The sequence below is a fragment of the Rhodococcus sp. NPDC059968 genome, from assembly GCF_042738615.1.
GTDB lineage: Bacteria > Actinomycetota > Actinomycetes > Mycobacteriales > Mycobacteriaceae > Rhodococcus_F.
The window spans coordinates 114,060-131,861 of record NZ_JBHWUE010000011.1 but is presented as its reverse complement, the minus strand read 5'-3'; the positions used below and the strand labels follow the sequence as shown (position 1 = coordinate 131,861).

Below are 17,802 nucleotides of genomic sequence, written 5' to 3'. Positions count from 1 at the left end.
GTCCGTGACAGGATCGGGGCATGGTGACAGCCCTGCTCTATCTGCTCGTCATGGCGTTCGTCGGCGCGATGCTGTTCCTCGCCGCCAGTGCGGTGTTCGGCCGTTCCGAGGAACTCGCGCCCCTGCCGCCCGGCACCACACTGACGGCCCTGCCCGCCGAGGGTGTGACGGGGGCCGACGTGGAGGCGTTGCGATTCCAGCAGACACTGCGGGGTTACAAGGCCAGCGAGGTCGACTGGGCGCTGTCCCGGCTGGGACGTGAAATCGATTCGCTGCGTGAGCAGTTGGCGGCCGTCGAGGCCGCGTCCGAACGGCCGGGTGATGCCTCGTGACAGCCCACGAAGACCGGGTGCGGTGCGCGTGGGCGGTCGACACGGACGGGTCCGGGCTGTACCGCGACTACCACGACCTCGAGTGGGGTCGTCCGCTGCACGGCCGCGACGAGTTGTACGAAAGGCTGTGTCTCGAAGCGTTCCAGTCGGGACTGTCGTGGATCACGATTCTCCGCAAGCGTGAGGCCTTCCGGTCCGCATTCGCCGGGTTCGATCCGGAGGTGGTGGCGCGGTACACGGAACGGGACGTGACGCGCCTGCTCGAGGACGCGTCGATCGTGCGGAACCGGGCCAAGATCGAGGCGTCGGTGAGCAATGCGCGGGCCCTCCTGGATTTGTCGGACACCGACCTGGACACCCTGCTGTGGTCGTTCGCCCCGCCGCCGCGCCCGAGCCGCCTCGCCACCGTCGACGACGTCCCGGCCGTCACACCGGAGTCCACCGCGATGGCGAAGGAATTGAAGCGCCGCGGGTTCAAGTTTGTGGGCCCTACCACTGCTTATGCGCTCATGCAGGCCACCGGGATGGTGGACGACCACGTGGCCGCCTGCTGGGTCCCGATCACGGCCTGAACTGCCGGTGGACCTGCCTATTCGTGACTCAGGTTCCCGGTACTCGTGTCCATAGGGAAGAATGGATGTCACAAGCCTCGCCGAGTGTTGGCGGGGTGCCAAAATTTGTCGAGGCGCAAGCAGGCAGCGCAGATCTGGAGGGAGCAGAGGATGGCGGCCATGAAGCCCCGGACCGGGGACGGTCCCCTCGAAGCAACCAAAGAGGGACGAGGAATCGTCATGCGGGTTCCGCTCGAGGGTGGTGGACGTCTGGTTGTCGAGCTCACCCCGGAGGAAGCTGCCGCACTCGGTGAAGAGCTCAAGGGCGTCACCAGTTAGTCGAGTGCGGAGAGAACCTCACAGGGCAGGCCCCGTCGCCGTTCTCGGTGCGGGGCCTGTTCCGTGTCCGGAACCGAGAGGCGAACGTTCGTGCTGGCCGATGTGACCGACCTGCTGGCGTGCCCGCAGTGCCGGTCCCGCGTGGAACTCGACGAAGGTGCGATCCTGTGCGACCAGGGGCACACCTTCGATGTGGCGCGGCAGGGCTATGTGAGCCTGATGACCGGGGCCGGCGGCAAGTTCGACGGCGACAGCCCTGAAATGATCGCCGCACGTGCGGACTTCCTGGGCGGCGGCAGCTTCGACCCGCTGATGGACGCCGTCGCCGAAACGGTGGTGGCGGGCACCGGGCCCGGTGACGATCCCCGGATCCTCGAGATCGGCGCGGGCACAGGCCACTACCTGGCGCGCGTCCTCGACGCCGTCCCGGCCGGCCGGGGAATCGGCCTCGACGTGTCCAAGTACGCGGCCCGGCGCATCGCCAAGGCACACCCACGCGCCGGAGCAGTGGTTGCCGACGTGTGGCAACACCTTCCGGTGCGGGACCACGTGCTCAGCCACGTCCTGTGCGTGTTCGCGCCGCGCAACGCCGACGAGGCGCACCGGGTGCTCGCCGAGCGCGGGTCCCTGGTGGTCCTCACCCCCACGGAGCGGCACCTGGGGGAGCTCGTGGACCTGCTCGGCATGGTCCGGGTGGACGACCGGAAGGTCGAGCGGCTCGGGGCCGCGATGTCCGGGCGGTTCGAGCGCACCGGCCACGTGGCCGTGGAGTACCCGATGTCGTTGTCGCACCTCGACGTGGCCCGGCTCGTCGGGATGGGGCCGTCGGCGCGGCACCTCACCCCCGGCCGGCTCGCGTCCTCGATCGCGGCGCTGCCGCGGGAGTATCCGGTGACGGCGTCGGTGACGGTGTCCACCTACACCCGGCTCTGATCTCCTCGCTCAGCGCCGGGACAGTGCGTCCTGGTAGACGTCGAGGGTCTGCTGCGCGATGGCCGCCCAGGAGAATTCGGCGATCGCCCGCGCCCGTCCGGCCTTGCCCATCGCCTGGGCGGTGCCGACGTCGGCCGCGATTGCGTTGACCGTCTCGGCCAGCGCCTGTTCGAAGGCCTCGGGCTCGTACGAGTTGTAGTGCACCAGACGGCCGGTGACACCGTCCTCCACCACCTCCGGGATACCGCCGACGTCGGACGCCACGACCGCGGTCTCGCAGGCCATGGCCTCGAGGTTGACGATCCCCAGCGGCTCGTACACGGACGGGCACACGAAGACGGTTGCGGCCGACAGGATCTCCCGCACCTGGTCGGTGGGGAGCATTTCCCGCACCCAGAACACGTTGCCCCGGTGCGCCGCGAGCGCGGCGACGGCCTGCTCGGTCTCGGCGGCGATCTCGGGGGTGTCGGGGGCTCCCGCGCACAGCACCAACTGGATCTCGGGCGCGAAGTGGTGTGCTGCGGCGATCAGATGACCGACGCCCTTCTGCCGCGTGATACGGCCGACGAACGCCACCATCGGCTGGTCCGGGTCGACGCCGATCTTCGCGAGGGCGGAGTCTCTCGGACCTGCGGGCCCTGCGTGCCAGACCGACGTGTCGATCCCGTTGCGCACCACGTGGACCCGGTGCGGGTCGACGAACGGATACGCGTCGAGGACGTCGAGTCGCATCCCGGCGCTCACGGCGATCACCGCGTCGGCGTGCTCCACGGCGTTGCGCTCGGACCACGAGGAGATGCGGTAGCCGCCGCCCAGCTGCTCCGCCTTCCACGGCCTCCGCGGTTCGAGGGAGTGGGCGGTGAGGACGTGGGGCACGTCGTACAACGCGGACGCCAGATGGCCCGCCAGGCCGGTGTACCAGGTGTGGGAGTGCACGACGTCGGCACCGGTCGCGGCGTCCGCCATGCGCAGTTCGGCGGACAGCGTCGCGAGTGCCGGATTTGCTCCGGCCAGCGCGGGATCGGGGGTGTGCACGACCGCTCCGACGCGCGGAGCGCCCATACAGTGCACGTCCACCTCACACAGCTGCTTCAACTGAGCAACCAGTTCGGTGACGTGTACACCCGCACCGCCATAGATCTCCGGTGGGTATTCCTTGGTCATCATCGCCACCCGCACCGGCCTAACGTAACCGTCCGGGCCGCTTCGGGCCACCGCTCTCGGACACATTCAGGTATCGGAGAAACGGTGACTCGGCGCTTCGCTGGCGGGGGGAGTGGCCGCCCGATAGGTTGACAGGGTGAGGAGCCAGCCACATGTGCTTGGAATCGTGCTCGCCGGCGGCGAGGGCAAACGTCTCTATCCGCTCACCGCGGATCGGGCGAAGCCCGCTGTGCCTTTCGGAGGCGCCTACCGGTTGATCGATTTCGTGCTCAGCAATTTGGTCAATGCGGGATACCTCCGCCTGTGTGTTCTGACGCAGTACAAGTCGCACTCGTTGGACCGCCACATCTCTCAGACGTGGCGACTGTCCGGGTTCGCGGGTGAATACATCACTCCCGTTCCCGCGCAGCAACGTCTGGGCCCGCGCTGGTACACCGGTAGTGCGGACGCGATCCTGCAGTCGCTGAACCTCGTCTACGACGAGGATCCCGAGTACATCGTCGTGTTCGGTGCCGACCATGTGTACCGGATGGACCCGGAGCAGATGGTGCAGCACCACATCGAGTCGGGCGCCGGAGTGACGGTGGCCGGGATCCGGGTGCCGCGCAGCGAGGCGTTCGCGTTCGGCTGTATCGACAGCGACGAGTCGGGCCGCATCGTCCAGTTCCTCGAGAAACCGGCGCATCCGCCGGGAACCCCGGACGACCCCAACATGACGTTCGCGTCGATGGGTAACTACGTGTTCACCACCAAGGTGCTGGTCGACGCGATCCGGGCCGACTCCGAGAACTCCGACTCCGACCACGACATGGGCGGCGACATCATCCCCGCGCTCGTCGAGGCGGGCGAGGCGTCCGTGTACGACTTCAAGGACAACATCGTTCCCGGCGCCACCGACCGCGACCGGGGCTACTGGCGCGACGTGGGAACGCTCGACGCGTTCTACGACGCCCACATGGATCTCGTGTCGGTCCACCCGATCTTCAACCTCTACAACCGTCGGTGGCCGATCCGCGGTGAGACGGAGAACCTCGCGCCCGCCAAGTTCGTGCAGGGCGGCCTCGCGCAGGAGTCCGTGGTCGGGGCCGGGTGCATCCTGTCGGCGGCCACGGTGCGCAACTCCGTGCTCAGCTCCAACGTGATGATCGACAGCGGCGCGACGGTGGAGGGCAGCGTCCTCATGCCCGGTGTGCGCATCGGCAAGGGTGCCGTCGTGCGCCGCGCGATTCTCGACAAGAACGTGGTCGTCGGCGACGGCGAGATCATCGGCGTCGACCTCGAGCGCGACAAGCAACGCTTCGCTGTCAGCAACGGCGGCGTCGTCGCCATCGGCAAGGGCGTCTGGATCTAGCGGGAGGGCCCCGGAACGGGGCTTTCCGCTGTTGATCGAAAATCTAGGACTATCTCATAGTATCTACTACTTTCTGCGGCAGGCGGATTGGTGAGGCTGCGGGGTACCTGGGCATGTCGGTGGTGGGGTGCGTTGGGCGGCGTCGGAGGGTCGGTTGCGGTGTCGGCGTACCGGTGCGGGACACCCGATATTTGATCGCGCGGATCTGGACGTCTACCCGGGCAGGCCCCGTGTCGGGGTTCGGTGGCGGTGGCGCCCGGACGGGTGGAGGCGCTGGATAACCGGGTGAAGATGGTGCGGGAGAGTGCCGGTGGTGTGGCGCACCCGGTCTCCGAGGACCGCGGCGTGTGGACCTGGGCAGCGGGCGGGGCGCGGGCGGATGCTCGATGACGCACGAGGGCCGATGCACGGTGGTGCGGGTGCCGTGGCGAGACCGGGTGGCCGGGATCGTCGGTGGCGTGGATCGAGCGTTCGTTGTCAGAGGTGGGAGGTACTGTCCGGGTTCCGATCGGGGCGATGAGTTGTCTGGTGGAGGAGCTGGTGGATGACTTCACGGGTGTTGGTGTATCGCTTCCCGGCCGGTGCTGCCGGCTGCGGTCGAAGCGGGATCAGCGCAGGCGCCGGGGCGATGCCGCAGCACGGTGGGGGTAGGGGCAACCGATGAGCGGTGTGGGGGAGCACGAGTCTGGGTTGGTGGTGGCTCGGCAGTTTTCGGTGACCACCCGCGCCCATGTGGCGGTCGACGACGCGACCGGTGAGCCGATCGGCCTCGACGACGTCGATACCCGGGTGGGGTGGCTCCTGAACCTGGTCACCGCGGCCGGCGCCGAGCTGGTGTCGCGGCTGTGGCGACCGGCGACGTTCGAAGTGCTCGCCGCCGGTCGTGACCGCCAGGACCGCAGGCTGCCCGCTCAGGGTCATGTCGCCGCGGCCCGCCTCGGCTGGAACCCGCACTACCCGGACGCGGTCTATGTGCCGTCGAGGGTGAGCAGGGTGGTGACCGCGCAGGTGATGGCGACCCTGCGGACCCTGGCCTACCGGGATACCGGGATACCGCGATCGCGGCGCTGTCGGCCCGATTCGACCCGGCCACCGGGGCTGTGGCGCCGCCGACCGGGCCGGGCGACTTTGTGGCGGCGGGTTTCGCCCGGGGCGTACTGCGCCAGCTCGTCGCCCGCTCCCGCCGCGGTGGCGCGGCACCGGCCGGCCGGTTGCGGATCACCGACGTGCAGGATCCACCCCGGATGGCGGCAATGGCCCAACTGTCGGCCGCCGATCGGCAGCTCGCGCAGATCACCGTGACAGAGCGTGAGCTGGTGTTGACGGTGAAGCTGCCCACCGGCCCGGCCCCGGCGGGGCGGGCGCAGTGGCGGCGGGTGCGGCTGACCGCCGCCATCCCCGCGCACCTGCACGGCAGGGCGGTCACCGACTGGCATCTGCCGACCCTGGTCCTCGACCGCCGGGGTCTGTTGTGGCGGTGCGCCGCGACCGAACTCGTCCCGGCAGGCGACCTGGACTCGGCGACCGTCGCGGTCGGGGTCGGCTGGTCCCCGTCCACGCTCGGTGCCGCAGTTACCCGCGGTCCGGGTGGCCGAGCATGCGCCGGTGCGCCCGTCGCGAGACAAACACGGTCCCACCCCCGAGCAGACCGCGGCACCGTCGGGTCCGCCACAGCCTGCCCACCCTGACACTGCGGTTGGGGGTGACTCCGAAACAGCATGTTCCTGCATCACAAGCGTCGGTGTGGGACACGGTCAAACCCGCACCGCCGCACGGTGATGCGGGTAGCCGTGACACACGTCCATCTCCACTATCCGCCACACCAGTGGCAGATAGTGTGAGATCTACGTAGACGCTCTCAGAGCTTGGACGCGCAGAGCAGGCCGTCGCCGATCGGCAGGAACACGCGGATCAGCTTGTCGTCCTCGGCGAGCGCCTTCGCGGCCTCGCGAACGGCGACGGTCGCCGCGTCACGCTGGCTCGGGTCGACGACCCGTCCGCCGTGCAGGGCGTTGTGCAGCACGATCGCGCCGCCCGGCCGCAGCAGGCGAACCCCTTCGCGGACGTAGTGCGGGTGATCGACCGGTGCGCTGTCGACGAACACCAGGTCGTACGCCCCGTCGGCGAGCCGCGGAAGGACGTCGAGCGCCCGGCCGTTGATCAGCCGCGTCCGGGCGGGTGCGATGTCGTTGGTCCGAAACGACAGCTTGGCGGCCCGCTGGTGCTCGGGTTCACTGTCGATTGTGGTGAGCACGCCGTCCTCGCGCATGCCCCGGAGCAGCCACAAACTGCTCACACCCGCGCCGGTCCCGACCTCGACGACCGTCTTGGCGTCCAGCATGCGGGCAAACAGGGCGAGAGCAGCACCGACCGCAGGAGGTACCGGTCCGGCACCGAGGTCGTCCGCCCGCTCCCTGGCCGCACCGAGGGCCTCGTCTTCACGGACAGCCCCTTCTGCGTGGGTGAGTATCCGTTCGGCGTTTGTCTGCACGCACATGAGGCTATCGGGGTCTCGTCATCGCCGCTGCAAGGCGCGCTCGACAACAGTGCCGCGACCTGCCCGGCCGCGATTCTCAGGAATACCTCAGCTTGCTCACACCGCACACATATCGCGGTGGGAAAGAGTATGTCCAACGCCAGATCCGAAGACCGCCCGGCGGGGAGATCACGACGACGGAGGAAAAGTCCGAGAGCCTGGGAACAAATCCCGGCCCTCGGGAGTTGACGCCTATACCACGTCCAGTGATCTGCGGTCCTGAGTAGGAGGATCCACTTAACTCGATGAGCAACAACACGATGGCTCCAGACGAGAAGAACACCGACGAGCAGCTGTCGGACGCCGAGCTGACGGGCACGGCTGTATTCGATGCCACAGGCGAGAAGTCCGCAATGCCGTCCTGGGACGAACTCGTCCGCGAGCACGGCGACCGCGTCTACCGACTGGCCTACCGGCTGTCGGGCGATGCGCAGGACGCCGAGGACCTCACTCAGGACACGTTCATCCGCGTGTTCCGTTCCCTGTCCGACTACCAGCCCGGCACGTTCGAGGGCTGGCTGCACCGCATCACCACCAACCTCTTCCTCGACATGGTTCGCCGTCGTAACCGCATCCGCATGGAAGCGCTCCCGGAGGACTACGATCGTGTCCCGGCCGACGGGCCGAACCCCGAGGAGATCTACCACGACGCCCGCCTGGACGCAGATCTGCAGGCAGCGCTCGACTCGTTGGCCCCGGAGTTTCGCGCCGCGGTCGTGCTGTGTGACATCGAAGGACTGTCCTACGAGGAGATCGGTGCCACACTGGGTGTCAAGCTCGGAACCGTGCGTAGCCGCATCCACCGCGGCAGGCAGGCTCTGCGTGAGCATCTGGCTGTGAACGGAAAGGTTGACTCCGATCAGATCGGCGTCGGGTAGTTACCAGGAGGGACGAATGACGCAGGGGCGTGTACCTCGCCAGTTTGGCTCCACCGAACACCTGGCGAGTGAGGCGATGGCCGCCTACGTCGACGGTGAACTCCGCATGTCCGCTTATCTGCGCGCCGCCCACCACCTGTCGATCTGCGCGGAATGCGCGTTCGAGGTGGACTCCCAGCAGCAGGCCCGGCGGGCGTTGCGCCGCAGCGGCGACGTCGCCATGCCGTCCGGCCTCCTCGGTCTGCTGAGCCAGATCCCCACTTGCAACCAGGGCGATCCCGCCGACAAGTCGCCGTTCGACTCCCACACCCCGGATTCGCCGTTCACGAGCGCGTACTCGATCACGAGCCGGATCTGGTCCCGGCGCCGGCGCCGTTGAGCGCATCCGGTCCGACGACGGCGGTGTCCGCGCTCAGCGAGGCATCGGTGATACTTGGGCGCGTGACTGACGCACACGAGGGGGACACGACAGCGTGACGGCGGATTACAAGACTCCGGGTTCCGATACGACGGCATCCGACGGTCCCGTGGCGGACGAGTCGGGCACGCTCCGCCCGGCAGACGCCCCACGGCTCGATCCGAGGCCCGTCTACCGGCCGCAGATCGACTCAGCGTCCAGCCGCGCGTTCGGAAGACCCGGTGGCGTCACCGGTTCCTTCGCCCCGTCGGATGCCCGGCGTGAGAGCGAGCCTTCGGTGAAGGTCGGTGCCCCCGACCCCGTGCTGGCGGAGGCGTTCGGCCGGCCGGACGGTGAGGTCGACACCATTCAGCGTGATCCCCACCGGAAGCCCGCGGCCCCGGCGGTCGAGGCACCGCCCGCCGACCCGTGGCGTGACCCCGACGCGGGCGTCGAGCTCGGCTCACCGGCGTTGCACGCCGAAGAACATTCCCGCCCGCCCGCCCCCGCGCTCAGTGCCCGCGAGGTCCTGTTCGGCGGCAAGGTGGCGCCGAAGGCGCTCGCCGTGCTCGGCGGAATCGCACTCGCGATCGGTCTGGTCGGCGGCCTCCTCGCCGCCGTGATCACCGCCGATCGCAGCTCGCTCACCAGCCAGAGCGTCACCCTCGTCCAGGGTGGCGGCGAGGAAGACCTCGGACAGTCGCCCGTCGCGCAGGTCGCGGACGCTGTGCTGCCCGCCGTCGTGTCCATCCAGGTGGCGGTCGGCGACCAGGGCAGTACCGGTTCCGGTGTCGTCATCGACGGCGCCGGCTACATCGTCACCAACAATCACGTCATCTCCGCCGCGGCCACCGCTCCCGACGGCGGCAAGATCCAGGTGATCTTCTCGGACGGGACCAAGGCCGAGGCCCAGATCGTCGGTCGCGACATCAAGACCGACCTGGCCGTACTCAAGGTTGCTGCCGACAATCTGACGGTCGCGGAACTCGGCAAGTCCGGCGACGTGCAGGTCGGCGAGGACGTCGTCGCCGTTGGATCGCCCCTCGGGCTCAGCAAGACCGTCACCCGTGGAATCGTCAGTGCCCTGCACCGTCCGATGCGACTGTCCGGCGAGGGTTCCGACACGAACGCCGTCATCGACGCCGTCCAGACCGACGCCGCCATCAACCACGGCAACTCGGGCGGCGCGCTCGTCGACGACACCGGCCGGGTGATCGGCATCAACACCGCCATGCTCAGTGAGTCCGGCGGCTCGGTGGGACTCGGCTTCGCGATTCCCATCGACGACGTCACCGCGGTCGCTCAGACCCTCATCCGGGACGGCCGGATGCACCACCCGGACATCGGCGTCAACGCCCGCACCGTCGTCAACGACAACACCAGCGGCGCCCAGGTGGCCAATGTCCGCTCGGACAGCCCGGCCGCGCGGGCAGGGATCGTCGAGAACGATGTGATCGTCAAGGTCGGCGACCGCACGGTCACCAGCGCCGACGAACTGGTCGTCGCCGTCAACCTGCAGAAGATCGGCGAGCCCGTCCGGGTTCAGCTGATCCGCGAGGGCCGACTCGTCGATGTCGACGTGACCCCGGCCTCCGACTGACTCGAGAGGTTGCTGTGAGATCGCGCCGCCACCTGGGCACACACCCTCACCGCACAGTAGGCTGACCACGTGTTCGGCAACATTGGTTGGGGCGAGTTCATGGTCCTCCTCGTCGCGGCTCTGGTCATCTTGGGACCCGAGCGGCTTCCGGGTGCGGTCAGCTGGGTAACGAAATCACTGAGGCAGGTCCGCGAGTATGCGAGCGGCGCCAGCCAGCAACTCAAGGACGAGCTCGGTCCGGAGTTCGAGGATCTGCGTAAGCCGCTGTCGGACCTCAATCAGCTGCGCGGCATGACACCGCGCGCCGTCATCACCAAGCACCTGCTCGACGGTGACGATTCGATTCTCACCGGCAACTTCGACAAGCCGAATCCGGTGTCGTTCGACAAGTCGGGAACGAAGGCCGTGAGCGCCGATCCGTCGACGCCCACTCCTCCGCAGAACAAGCCGCTCGCGGCAGGCGAGCGCCCCCCGATCGACCTCGACGCAACATAGGCCCTCCGGGCCCGTGCGCCTTTCTGGTTGCTGGAACAACCAGAAAGGCGCACGGGTGCGAAGCGCCTAGAGGTGGCGGGTGGTGTCGATCCCCAGCGACATTCCGGCGAGTCCCCGCTTGCGGACGGCCAGCTTGTCCGCGATGTCGCGGAGTGCCGTCGCGGCAGGCGAATCCGGGTGGCCGAGGACGATGGGAACTCCGCCGTCGCCGCTTTCACGGACCGCCTGCTCGAGCGGGATCTGTCCCAGCAGCGGCACCTTCGCGCCCACAGCCTTCGTGAGGCGGTCGGCGACGGCCTGCCCGCCGCCGGACCCGAAGATGTCCATCCGGCTGCCGTCGGGCATGTCCATCCAGGACATGTTCTCGACGACTCCGACGATGCGTTGACGGGTCTGCAGTGCGATGGCGCCCGCGCGCTCGGCCACCTCGGCGGCCGCCTGCTGCGGGGTGGTGACGACGAGGATCTCCGCACCGGGGATCAGCTGCGCGACGGAGATGGCGACGTCGCCGGTGCCGGGCGGCAGATCGAGCAGCAGTACGTCGAGGTCGCCCCAGAAGACGTCGGCGAGGAACTGCTGCAGCGCGCGGTGCAGCATCGGTCCACGCCAGACGACCGGGGTGTTGCCCTGGGTGAACTGGGCGATGGAGATCATCTTCACGTCGTGCGCGACGGGCGGCATGATCATGCGTTCCACCTGCGTGGGCTTGGCGTCGGTGCCGAGCATGCGGGGAACGGAGTGTCCGTAGATGTCGGCGTCGAGAACGCCCACCGACAGTCCGCGGGCGGCGAGTGCGGCGGCCAGGTTGACGGTGACACTGGACTTGCCGACGCCGCCCTTGCCGGACGCGACCGCGTAGACGCGGGTCAGGGAACCCGGCTGGGCGAACGGGATGACGGGCTCGGCCGAGTCTCCGCGCAACGACTTGCGGAGTTCGGTGCGCTGCTCGTCGCTCATCACGTCGAGTTCGACGCGGATCGCACCGACACCGGGGACGTCGGCCACGGCCTTGGTGACACGGTCGCTGATCTCGGTCCGCATCGGGCAGCCCGCGGTGGTCAGGTAGATCGCGATGTCGACGCTGTCGTCGGCCGCGATGTCGACGCTCTTGACCATCCCGAGTTCGGTGATCGGTTTCCGGATCTCGGGATCCTGGACGCGCGCCAGGGCGCTACGGACAGCGGACTCGCTCAGGACTGACATGACTCAATGGTAGGGATGTGCGCTCAGTGGATGCGCGGCAGGTCCGTGGCCGCCGGGATGATTCCGCTGGAGTAGCCGGCGGACCATGCGAGGACGTTGGCCACGTAGGCGGCGGAGTTGTTGTAGCGGTGCACGGCCTTGGCGGCCTGAATCGGATCCTTGACATTCAATCCGCCGTCACACAGATACTTTCCGGTGGTCAGCGCGGAGTCGAAGAGGTTCTGCGGATCGGCGACGCCGTCGCCGTTGCCGTCGCCCGCGTAGCGATTCCACGTCTCGGGCAGGAATTGGGTCGGTCCGACGGCGCGGTCGTAGTTGGCGTCGCCGTCCAGCTTGCCGCCGTCGGTGTCTCGGATGACCGCGTTGCCGCCGAGGCTGCCGTCCAGGACGGGGCCGAGGACGGGCTTGAGCATGTTGCCCTTGTCGTCCGCCTTGCCGTCGTAGGCGTGGGTGGACTCGACGCGGCCGATTCCGGCGATGAGCGTCCAGTACATGCCGCAACCCGGCTGTTCGACCGCGAGCACGCGCTCGGCGTTCTGGTACGCCGCGACGCTGATGGCCGGGATGCCGAGCGCGCCCTGGGCGATGCTCTCCGGGAGGGGCGGGGTCGCCTGGACAGGTGCGAGTGCCGGCGGAGCGGGGGCCTCGGCCGCGGGTGCGGCTTCGGCGGCGGTCTCGGCCGCGGGGGTGACGGCTTCCGCGGCCTCGGGTGCGGTGTCGGTCGCCTCCTGGGCGACGTCGGCGACCTCCGACGAGGAGCTCGTGGAGAGGAAAGGAACCTTGGGTGTGGCGCCGGCCGTGTTGGCTGCGGTGATCAGTCCGATGGGGACGAGTCCGGTAAGCGCGATGACCGAATTGCGGCGGATATGGGAATCCGTCTTCTTGTTGTGCCGACCCACTCGATTGCCTCCTGCGACCCCCGTCTCGGGGTGTTCCGTTCAACTGACCGGATCGAGGCTACCTGATTCGATATGTTTCCGTTATCCAACCGTGATCAAACGGGCTTGTATCGCACGGTTCCGTTACTCCGAAGGCACGTCAGCGAGGGTAACGAACACAGCAAGGTCACGCCACGACGCGCAGGGGACGGGGTGTCGGACGGACCGCGCCCGTCGCTCGTCAGGGATCCGGCGCCGGAACACGCCGCCGCGCGCCCTGCGAGCAGAGCGCGCGGCGGAGGCGGGAGTGTTTACCGGGGAACGGCGTCGGCCGGAGGGGTGCCCGGGGCGGGCTCGACCGGGTCGGGTGCGGCGGATGCCGGAGCCCCGGGGTCGGCGGGCGGGCAGAAGATCAGACAGGGCAGCTGCGGCAGCGGCGGGAGCCCCGGAATCGGCGGGGCCGGAGCGGGCGTCGTGGGACTGGCCGCACCGTCCGTGGACGGCTGCGGGGTGGTCGCGAGATCGCGTGGAAGGTCCGATTCGGCCGCGGCGGCGTCGGCGAGACGTCCGGGCGACGGCGAGGCCGACTCCGACAGCTGGCCCGGCGTCGGAGTTCCACCGTTCTTGTAGGCGTTCGACCAGGTGATGACGTTGGCGGCGTACGCAGCAGAGTTGTTGTACCGCAGGACCGCGCGGGTCTCCTGGAGCGGATCGCGGAGATCGAGACCACCCGAGCAGAGGTACCGGGCGGCCGCCAGCGTCGCGTCGAACGCGTTGTTCGGATCGGCGACGCCGTCCGCGTTGCCGTCGGACGCGTACTTGGCCCACGTGGACGGAATGAACTGCATCGGTCCGACGGCGCGATCGTGCCCGGGGTCGCCGTCAGTGGCGCCGCGGTCGGTGTCTCGAATGACCTCGTTGCCCGCCAGCCGGCCGTCGAGAACGGGACCCAGGATCGGGGTGAGCGTGGTGCCGACCGAGTCGGTCCGGCCGCCGCCGGCGTGACCCGATTCGATGCGTCCGATACCGGCCAGCAGGTGCCACGGCAGACCGCACTTCGGGGACTCCGCCATCATCTCGAGTTCCGCGGATCGGTACGCGTTGAGCACGATCTCCGGGATGCCCAGAGCGCTCAGGATCACCGGTGCGGCGATGAGCCCGGTGCCGGACGGCGACGTCGGCGACGTCGGCGATGTGGGATTTGTCACCGCGGGCAGCGGCGCGGGCGGTGGGGGAGCGGCCCTCTGGGACCGCGCGACCCGGGGTGTGGGCGCCACGATTCCCGACGGCGGGAAGTACGCAGCCTGCGGCGTGGTTCCCGGCGTGATCGACGCTGCTGCGAGCGTCGTCGATCCCGACGTGGAGGCGAAGGCGGAAGAGTCCACGGACGCGCCGCTCACAGCAGAACCGCCGGTCGAGGACCCGAGGGTGGCGACTGCGCCCACTGTCAGGGCAGTCACCGTCAACAGTCCACGTATCCGCACTCGATCACCCCCTGCGGTGCTCTTCCTGTTCGCACACCGCATACATCCGAGAAGATGTGACTGACGTTACATATACGTGATCGACCCTGCCGCAGTTTGCGGGGATTCGCCGACCCTCACTTGCGCCGGGTACGGGTGTCTTCCTCGTCACCCAGCAGCGACTTGATCTCGTCGAGCTCGCGCCGCAGGTAGTCGCGGGTGGCCACCTCACCGACCGCGATCCGCAGCGCTGCCAGTTCCCGAGCGAGGAACTCGGTATCCGCCTTCGTCTGCTCGGCGCGCGAGCGGTCCTCCTCGAGGGAGACGCGGTCGCGGTTCTCCTGGCGGTTCTGCGCCAGCAGGATCAGCGGCGCCGCATAGGCGGCCTGGGTGGAGAACGCCAGGTTGAGCAGGATGAACGGGTACGGGTCCCACTGCAATCGGACGGCGAAGACGTTGATGATGATCCAGATGATCACGATTACCGTTTGGATCATCAGGTAGCGGCCCGTGCCGAGGAAGCGGGCGAAGTTCTCGCTGGCCCGCCCGACGGCCTCTACGTCGTACGTGACCCGGAAGCGGCGGTTGCCCCGCGGGGTGTCGAGGCGCTGTCGGTCGGACAGGCTCCGGGCGGCTGCGCTGGGTGACTTCTCGCTCATCCGTCGATCTCCTCTTCACGCCAGTCCTCGGGGAGGAGGTGGTCCAGGACATCATCGACGGTGACCGCCCCGATCAGATGGTCCTCGGCGTCGACCACCGGCCCGCACACCAGGTTGTAGGTGGCGAAGTAGCGGGTCACCGACGTCAGGGAATCCTCGGGTGCCAGCCGCGGCATGTCGGTGTCGAGCAATCCGCCGACCAGGCTTGCGGGCGGCTCGCGCAGCAGCTTCTGCAGGTGTACGCAGCCGAGGTAGCGGCCCGTCGGCGTCGCGGTCGGTGGGCGGACGACGAACACCATGCTCGCGAGAGCGGGGGTGACGTCCGAGATCCGGGCGCGGGCCAGGGCCTCGGCGACAGTCGTCGACGCGGTGAGGACCACCGGCTCCGGAGTCATCAGACCGCCCGCGGTGTCGGGGGAGTGCTCGAGCAGGCGGCGGACCGGCTCGGAGTCCTGTGGGTCCATCAACTGCAGCAGCGATTCGGCCTCGGTCGCGGGAAGCTCGCCGAGGAGGTCAGCGGCGTCGTCGGGGTCCATGGCCTCGAGGACGTCCGCGGCGCGCTCGACCTCGAGGTGCATGAGCAGGTCCGTCTGGTCGTCGGAGGGCAGTTCCTGGACGACGTCGGCGAGGCGTTCGTCGTCGAGTGCGAGGGCGAGTTCGTGGCGGCGTTTCTCCGGCAGTAGCCGCATCGCGTTCGCGACGTCGGCCGCCCGCATGCCCTCGAACTGCGTGAGCAGTGCCGAGACGCCCTGGCCGGGCATCGCCAGGTCGGTCTGCGTGAGGCCCTGGACGTGCTGCCACTCGACGACGTGCATGGTGGCGCGGCGACCGAGCCGGCCGCGGTGCCCGCGCACCGCGACCTTCGACACCACCCAGTCCCGGGTGCGGGTCTGCTCGATGCCCAGATCGACGACGATGATGTCGGCGTCCCGCAGCTCCTCGAGTTCCGGGTCGTCCACGCGCACGTGGGAATCCGCCACCTGGGCGAGGGCGAGCACCTCGCCGGGCCGCTGCTGGAATCGGCGCAGACTGACGTTGCCGGTGGTGAGTGTCACCGAGCTCGGTTCGATGGCGGTGACGCGGAGCATCGGGACGAAGATGCGTTTGCGCGTGAACAATTCGATGACCAGTCCGAGGACGCGCGGCTGCTGCCGGCCGACGCGCGCGGTGATCACCACGTCCCGGACGCGGCCGATCGACTCCCCGTCGGGGCCGAGCACCACCAGGCCGGCCAGCCTGGCTGCAAAAACCTTGTTCGCAGCTGCCATGATTGCCAGGCTAGATCCTTGTACAGAAATACAGGGAATCGAACACCTGCGAAAGTGGAGGATCGTCCGTCATGAGTTCCGTCTACAGGCCACGGCGATCGGTGCTCGCCGTTCCGGGCAGCAACCGCAAGATGATCGACAAGGCGAAGGGGCTGCCCGCCGACGAGATCTTCCTCGACCTCGAGGACGCGGTGGCACCGCTCGCCAAGCAGGAAGCGCGCGGCACCATCGCCGAGGCGCTCGCCGAGGACGGGTGGGGCGACCAGATCAAAGTGGTGCGGGTCAACGACTGGACCACCGAGTGGACGTACGCCGACGTCGTCGAGGTCGTGGGACGCGCGGGCGCCCACCTCGACGCGATCCTGCTGCCGAAAGTGCCGGACGCCAGCCATGTTCAGGCCCTCGACCTGCTGCTGACCCAGATAGAGAAGGCTAACGGGCTCGAGGTCGGCCGGATCGGCATCGAGCCGCAGATCGAGAATGCGATCGGGCTCACCAACATCGACGCCATCGCGACGGCCAGCCCCCGCGTGCAGACCCTGGTGTTCGGTCCCGCCGACTTCATGGCGAGCATCAACATGCGCACGCTGGTCGTCGGGGAGCAGCCGGACGGCTACGACCGCGGCGACGCCTACCACCACATCCTGATGACCATCCTCATGGCCGCCCGCGCGCACGGGGTCCAGGCCATCGACGGTCCCTACCTCCAGATCCGCGACGTGGAGGCGTTCCGGCGGTCGGCGCAGCGCACGGCCGCGCTCGGCTTCGACGGCAAATGGGTGCTGCATCCCACCCAGATCGAGGCGGCGAACGACGTGTTCAGCCCCCGCCAGGACGATTACGACCGGGCCGAACTGATCCTGGACGCCTACGAGTTCCACACCTCCGCGGCCGGCGGCGGTCGCGGTGCGGTCATGCTCGGCGACGAGATGATCGACGAGGCGAGTCGCAAGATGGCGCTCGTGATCTCCGCCAAGGGTCGCGCCGCGGGTATGAAACGGACCACCGAGTTCGTGCGACCTGACGAGAAATAGCCTCAGCAGGCAGAATGGTTCTCACAGGACCGATCCTGAGAGAACCACACGAGGAGACCAGCTGACGATGACGAATCCACTCGGACAGTCCAATGGGGCGCGGCGTGGGGCTCTGCCGGAACCCCCCACGGGCTGGCCCATCGGTTCGTATCCCACCTACGCGGAGGCGCAGCGCGCCGTCGACTACCTCTCCGATCAGGAATTCTCGGTGGAGGACGTCACCATCGTGGGTGTCAACCTCATGCAGGTCGAGCGCGTGCTGGGCCGCCTGACCTGGGCGAAAGTGATTGGCGGGGGCATTGTTTCGGGCGCCTGGCTCGGCGTGTTCTTCGGTTTGCTGCTGGGCATCGTGACGGGTGGTTTCCTGGCGCCGCTCGTCGTCGGCATCGTCGGCGGCATCATCTTCGGGCTGATCTCCACGACGATCCCGTACGCGGCGACGCGCGGGACCCGGGACTTCGCGTCGACGATGCAGCTGGTCGCCGGGCGGTACGACGTGCTGTGCGAGCCGAAGTCGGCGGAGAAGGCCAGGGACATGCTGGCCAAACTGGCGCTCTGATCGGCGCTCCCGCCTCGACCTGCGGGTTGCGGTCGGGTCACGGATTGCGTCCTATTCGCGACGTTCGCGGCGATTTCACCCAGTTCGCCGACGATGTCGGATAGGTTTACGGCGCAATGCGTGGGCCCAGGCCCTCGCCGAAACCGTGACCTGTCGGTGGAG

The 17,802-nt window shown here is 68.5% G+C and carries 18 protein-coding genes and 1 pseudogene; 12 read left to right on the top strand and 7 right to left on the bottom strand.

The genetic code is table 11. The features are described 5' to 3' along the window. The first annotated feature begins 20 nt into the window (after nucleotides 1-20). From ACFWAY_RS13165 to ACFWAY_RS13150, 4 genes are all read left to right on the top strand, one after another. Entirely contained in the window at nucleotides 21-332 is a 312-nt protein-coding gene (locus tag ACFWAY_RS13165) for a DivIVA domain-containing protein (RefSeq protein ID WP_005239244.1), read from the top strand. Further along, the gene (locus ACFWAY_RS13160) at nucleotides 329-904 is read left to right on the top strand and encodes a DNA-3-methyladenine glycosylase I (RefSeq protein WP_378510893.1); all 576 of its coding nucleotides are present in this window, start codon (nucleotides 329-331) and stop codon (nucleotides 902-904) included. The genes ACFWAY_RS13165 and ACFWAY_RS13160 overlap by 4 nt, the downstream gene beginning before the upstream one ends. 150 nt (nucleotides 905-1,054) lie before the next feature. Continuing rightward, on the top strand, nucleotides 1,055-1,222 hold the full coding sequence (locus tag ACFWAY_RS13155; protein ID WP_003936084.1) for a DUF3117 domain-containing protein: 168 nt from the start codon (nucleotides 1,055-1,057) through the stop codon (nucleotides 1,220-1,222). Between the two features lie 90 nt (nucleotides 1,223-1,312). Beyond that, nucleotides 1,313-2,155, top strand: a complete 843-nt coding sequence (locus tag ACFWAY_RS13150) for a putative RNA methyltransferase (RefSeq protein WP_378510892.1) — start codon at nucleotides 1,313-1,315, stop codon at nucleotides 2,153-2,155. A gap of 9 nt (nucleotides 2,156-2,164) precedes the next feature. Here the strand turns inward: ACFWAY_RS13150 and glgA are convergent, their stop codons facing one another. Continuing rightward, a complete protein-coding gene (gene glgA / locus ACFWAY_RS13145; RefSeq protein WP_378451551.1) occupies nucleotides 2,165-3,334 on the bottom strand; it encodes a glycogen synthase in 1,170 nt (389 codons plus the stop codon). Nucleotides 3,335-3,455: 121 nt separating this feature from the next. Here glgA and glgC point away from each other — a divergent pair, with 121 nt between their 5' ends. Both glgC and ACFWAY_RS13135 read left to right on the top strand, forming a co-directional pair. Further along, on the top strand, nucleotides 3,456-4,670 hold the full coding sequence (gene glgC / locus ACFWAY_RS13140; protein WP_283332887.1) for a glucose-1-phosphate adenylyltransferase: 1,215 nt from the start codon (nucleotides 3,456-3,458) through the stop codon (nucleotides 4,668-4,670). 660 nt (nucleotides 4,671-5,330) lie between these two features. Beyond that, nucleotides 5,331-6,522: pseudogene (locus ACFWAY_RS13135) on the top strand (hypothetical protein). A gap of 6 nt (nucleotides 6,523-6,528) precedes the next feature. Here ACFWAY_RS13135 and ACFWAY_RS13130 read toward each other — a convergent pair. Next, entirely contained in the window at nucleotides 6,529-7,167 is a 639-nt protein-coding gene (locus ACFWAY_RS13130) for an O-methyltransferase (protein WP_378451550.1), read from the bottom strand. A 284-nt stretch (nucleotides 7,168-7,451) separates the two neighbouring features. Here ACFWAY_RS13130 and sigE point away from each other — a divergent pair, with 284 nt between their 5' ends. The 4 genes from sigE (at nucleotide 7,452) to tatB (ending at nucleotide 10,576) form a co-directional block, all read left to right on the top strand. Further along, complete coding sequence (gene sigE / locus ACFWAY_RS13125) at nucleotides 7,452-8,084, top strand: RNA polymerase sigma factor SigE (protein ID WP_378451549.1); 633 nt, start codon at nucleotides 7,452-7,454, stop codon at nucleotides 8,082-8,084. A 16-nt stretch (nucleotides 8,085-8,100) separates the two neighbouring features. Further along, on the top strand, nucleotides 8,101-8,463 hold the full coding sequence (locus tag ACFWAY_RS13120) for an RNA polymerase subunit sigma-70 (protein ID WP_378510891.1): 363 nt from the start codon (nucleotides 8,101-8,103) through the stop codon (nucleotides 8,461-8,463). A gap of 94 nt (nucleotides 8,464-8,557) precedes the next feature. Further along, nucleotides 8,558-10,081 (top strand): S1C family serine protease, encoded by a 1,524-nt coding sequence (locus ACFWAY_RS13115; protein WP_378510890.1) that lies wholly within the window; start codon nucleotides 8,558-8,560, stop codon nucleotides 10,079-10,081. 69 nt (nucleotides 10,082-10,150) lie between these two features. Continuing rightward, a complete protein-coding gene (tatB, locus tag ACFWAY_RS13110) occupies nucleotides 10,151-10,576 on the top strand; it encodes a Sec-independent protein translocase protein TatB (RefSeq protein WP_378510889.1) in 426 nt (141 codons plus the stop codon). A 66-nt stretch (nucleotides 10,577-10,642) separates the two neighbouring features. Here tatB and ACFWAY_RS13105 read toward each other — a convergent pair whose 3' ends face one another. The 5 genes from ACFWAY_RS13105 to ACFWAY_RS13085 all read right to left on the bottom strand — a co-directional run bounded on the left by ACFWAY_RS13105 (nucleotide 10,643) and on the right by ACFWAY_RS13085 (nucleotide 16,047). After that, nucleotides 10,643-11,779, bottom strand: a complete 1,137-nt coding sequence (locus tag ACFWAY_RS13105; RefSeq protein ID WP_378451545.1) for an Mrp/NBP35 family ATP-binding protein — start codon at nucleotides 11,777-11,779, stop codon at nucleotides 10,643-10,645. 23 nt (nucleotides 11,780-11,802) lie between these two features. After that, the gene (locus ACFWAY_RS13100; RefSeq protein WP_378510888.1) at nucleotides 11,803-12,678 is read right to left on the bottom strand and encodes a lytic transglycosylase domain-containing protein; all 876 of its coding nucleotides are present in this window, start codon (nucleotides 12,676-12,678) and stop codon (nucleotides 11,803-11,805) included. A gap of 290 nt (nucleotides 12,679-12,968) precedes the next feature. Beyond that, nucleotides 12,969-14,141, bottom strand: coding sequence for a lytic transglycosylase domain-containing protein (locus tag ACFWAY_RS13095; RefSeq protein WP_378510887.1), 1,173 nt, complete (start codon nucleotides 14,139-14,141; stop codon nucleotides 12,969-12,971). Nucleotides 14,142-14,257: 116 nt separating this feature from the next. Then, nucleotides 14,258-14,779, bottom strand: coding sequence for a DUF1003 domain-containing protein (locus tag ACFWAY_RS13090; protein ID WP_378451542.1), 522 nt, complete (start codon nucleotides 14,777-14,779; stop codon nucleotides 14,258-14,260). Further along, nucleotides 14,776-16,047: a magnesium transporter MgtE N-terminal domain-containing protein gene (locus tag ACFWAY_RS13085; RefSeq protein ID WP_378451541.1), complete on the bottom strand. Its 1,272-nt coding sequence runs from the start codon at nucleotides 16,045-16,047 to the stop codon at nucleotides 14,776-14,778. Before ACFWAY_RS13085 ends, ACFWAY_RS13090 begins: the two co-directional genes overlap by 4 nt. A 71-nt stretch (nucleotides 16,048-16,118) precedes the next feature. Here ACFWAY_RS13085 and ACFWAY_RS13080 point away from each other — a divergent pair, with 71 nt between their 5' ends. Further along, a complete protein-coding gene (locus ACFWAY_RS13080) occupies nucleotides 16,119-17,081 on the top strand; it encodes an HpcH/HpaI aldolase/citrate lyase family protein (protein ID WP_378451540.1) in 963 nt (320 codons plus the stop codon). Nucleotides 17,082-17,148: 67 nt separating this feature from the next. After that, nucleotides 17,149-17,640: a general stress protein gene (locus tag ACFWAY_RS13075; RefSeq protein WP_005239275.1), complete on the top strand. Its 492-nt coding sequence runs from the start codon at nucleotides 17,149-17,151 to the stop codon at nucleotides 17,638-17,640. The last annotated feature ends 162 nt before the right edge of the window (nucleotides 17,641-17,802 follow it).

Bases quoted from the DNA above. Each gene is read 5' to 3' on its own strand.
- ACFWAY_RS13165 (WP_005239244.1), top strand. From the start codon at position 21: ATGGTGACAGCCCTGCTCTATCTGCTCGTCATGGCGTTCGTCGGCGCG.
- ACFWAY_RS13155 (WP_003936084.1), top strand. From the start codon at position 1,055: ATGGCGGCCATGAAGCCCCGGACCGGGGACGGTCCCCTCGAAGCAACC.
- ACFWAY_RS13130 (WP_378451550.1), bottom strand. From the start codon at position 7,167: ATGTGCGTGCAGACAAACGCCGAACGGATACTCACCCACGCAGAAGGG.
- sigE (WP_378451549.1), top strand. From the start codon at position 7,452: ATGAGCAACAACACGATGGCTCCAGACGAGAAGAACACCGACGAGCAG.
- ACFWAY_RS13120 (WP_378510891.1), top strand. From the start codon at position 8,101: ATGACGCAGGGGCGTGTACCTCGCCAGTTTGGCTCCACCGAACACCTG.
- ACFWAY_RS13105 (WP_378451545.1), bottom strand. From the start codon at position 11,779: ATGTCAGTCCTGAGCGAGTCCGCTGTCCGTAGCGCCCTGGCGCGCGTC.
- ACFWAY_RS13090 (WP_378451542.1), bottom strand. From the start codon at position 14,779: ATGAGCGAGAAGTCACCCAGCGCAGCCGCCCGGAGCCTGTCCGACCGA.
- ACFWAY_RS13085 (WP_378451541.1), bottom strand. From the start codon at position 16,047: ATGGCAGCTGCGAACAAGGTTTTTGCAGCCAGGCTGGCCGGCCTGGTG.
- ACFWAY_RS13080 (WP_378451540.1), top strand. From the start codon at position 16,119: ATGAGTTCCGTCTACAGGCCACGGCGATCGGTGCTCGCCGTTCCGGGC.
- ACFWAY_RS13075 (WP_005239275.1), top strand. From the start codon at position 17,149: ATGACGAATCCACTCGGACAGTCCAATGGGGCGCGGCGTGGGGCTCTG.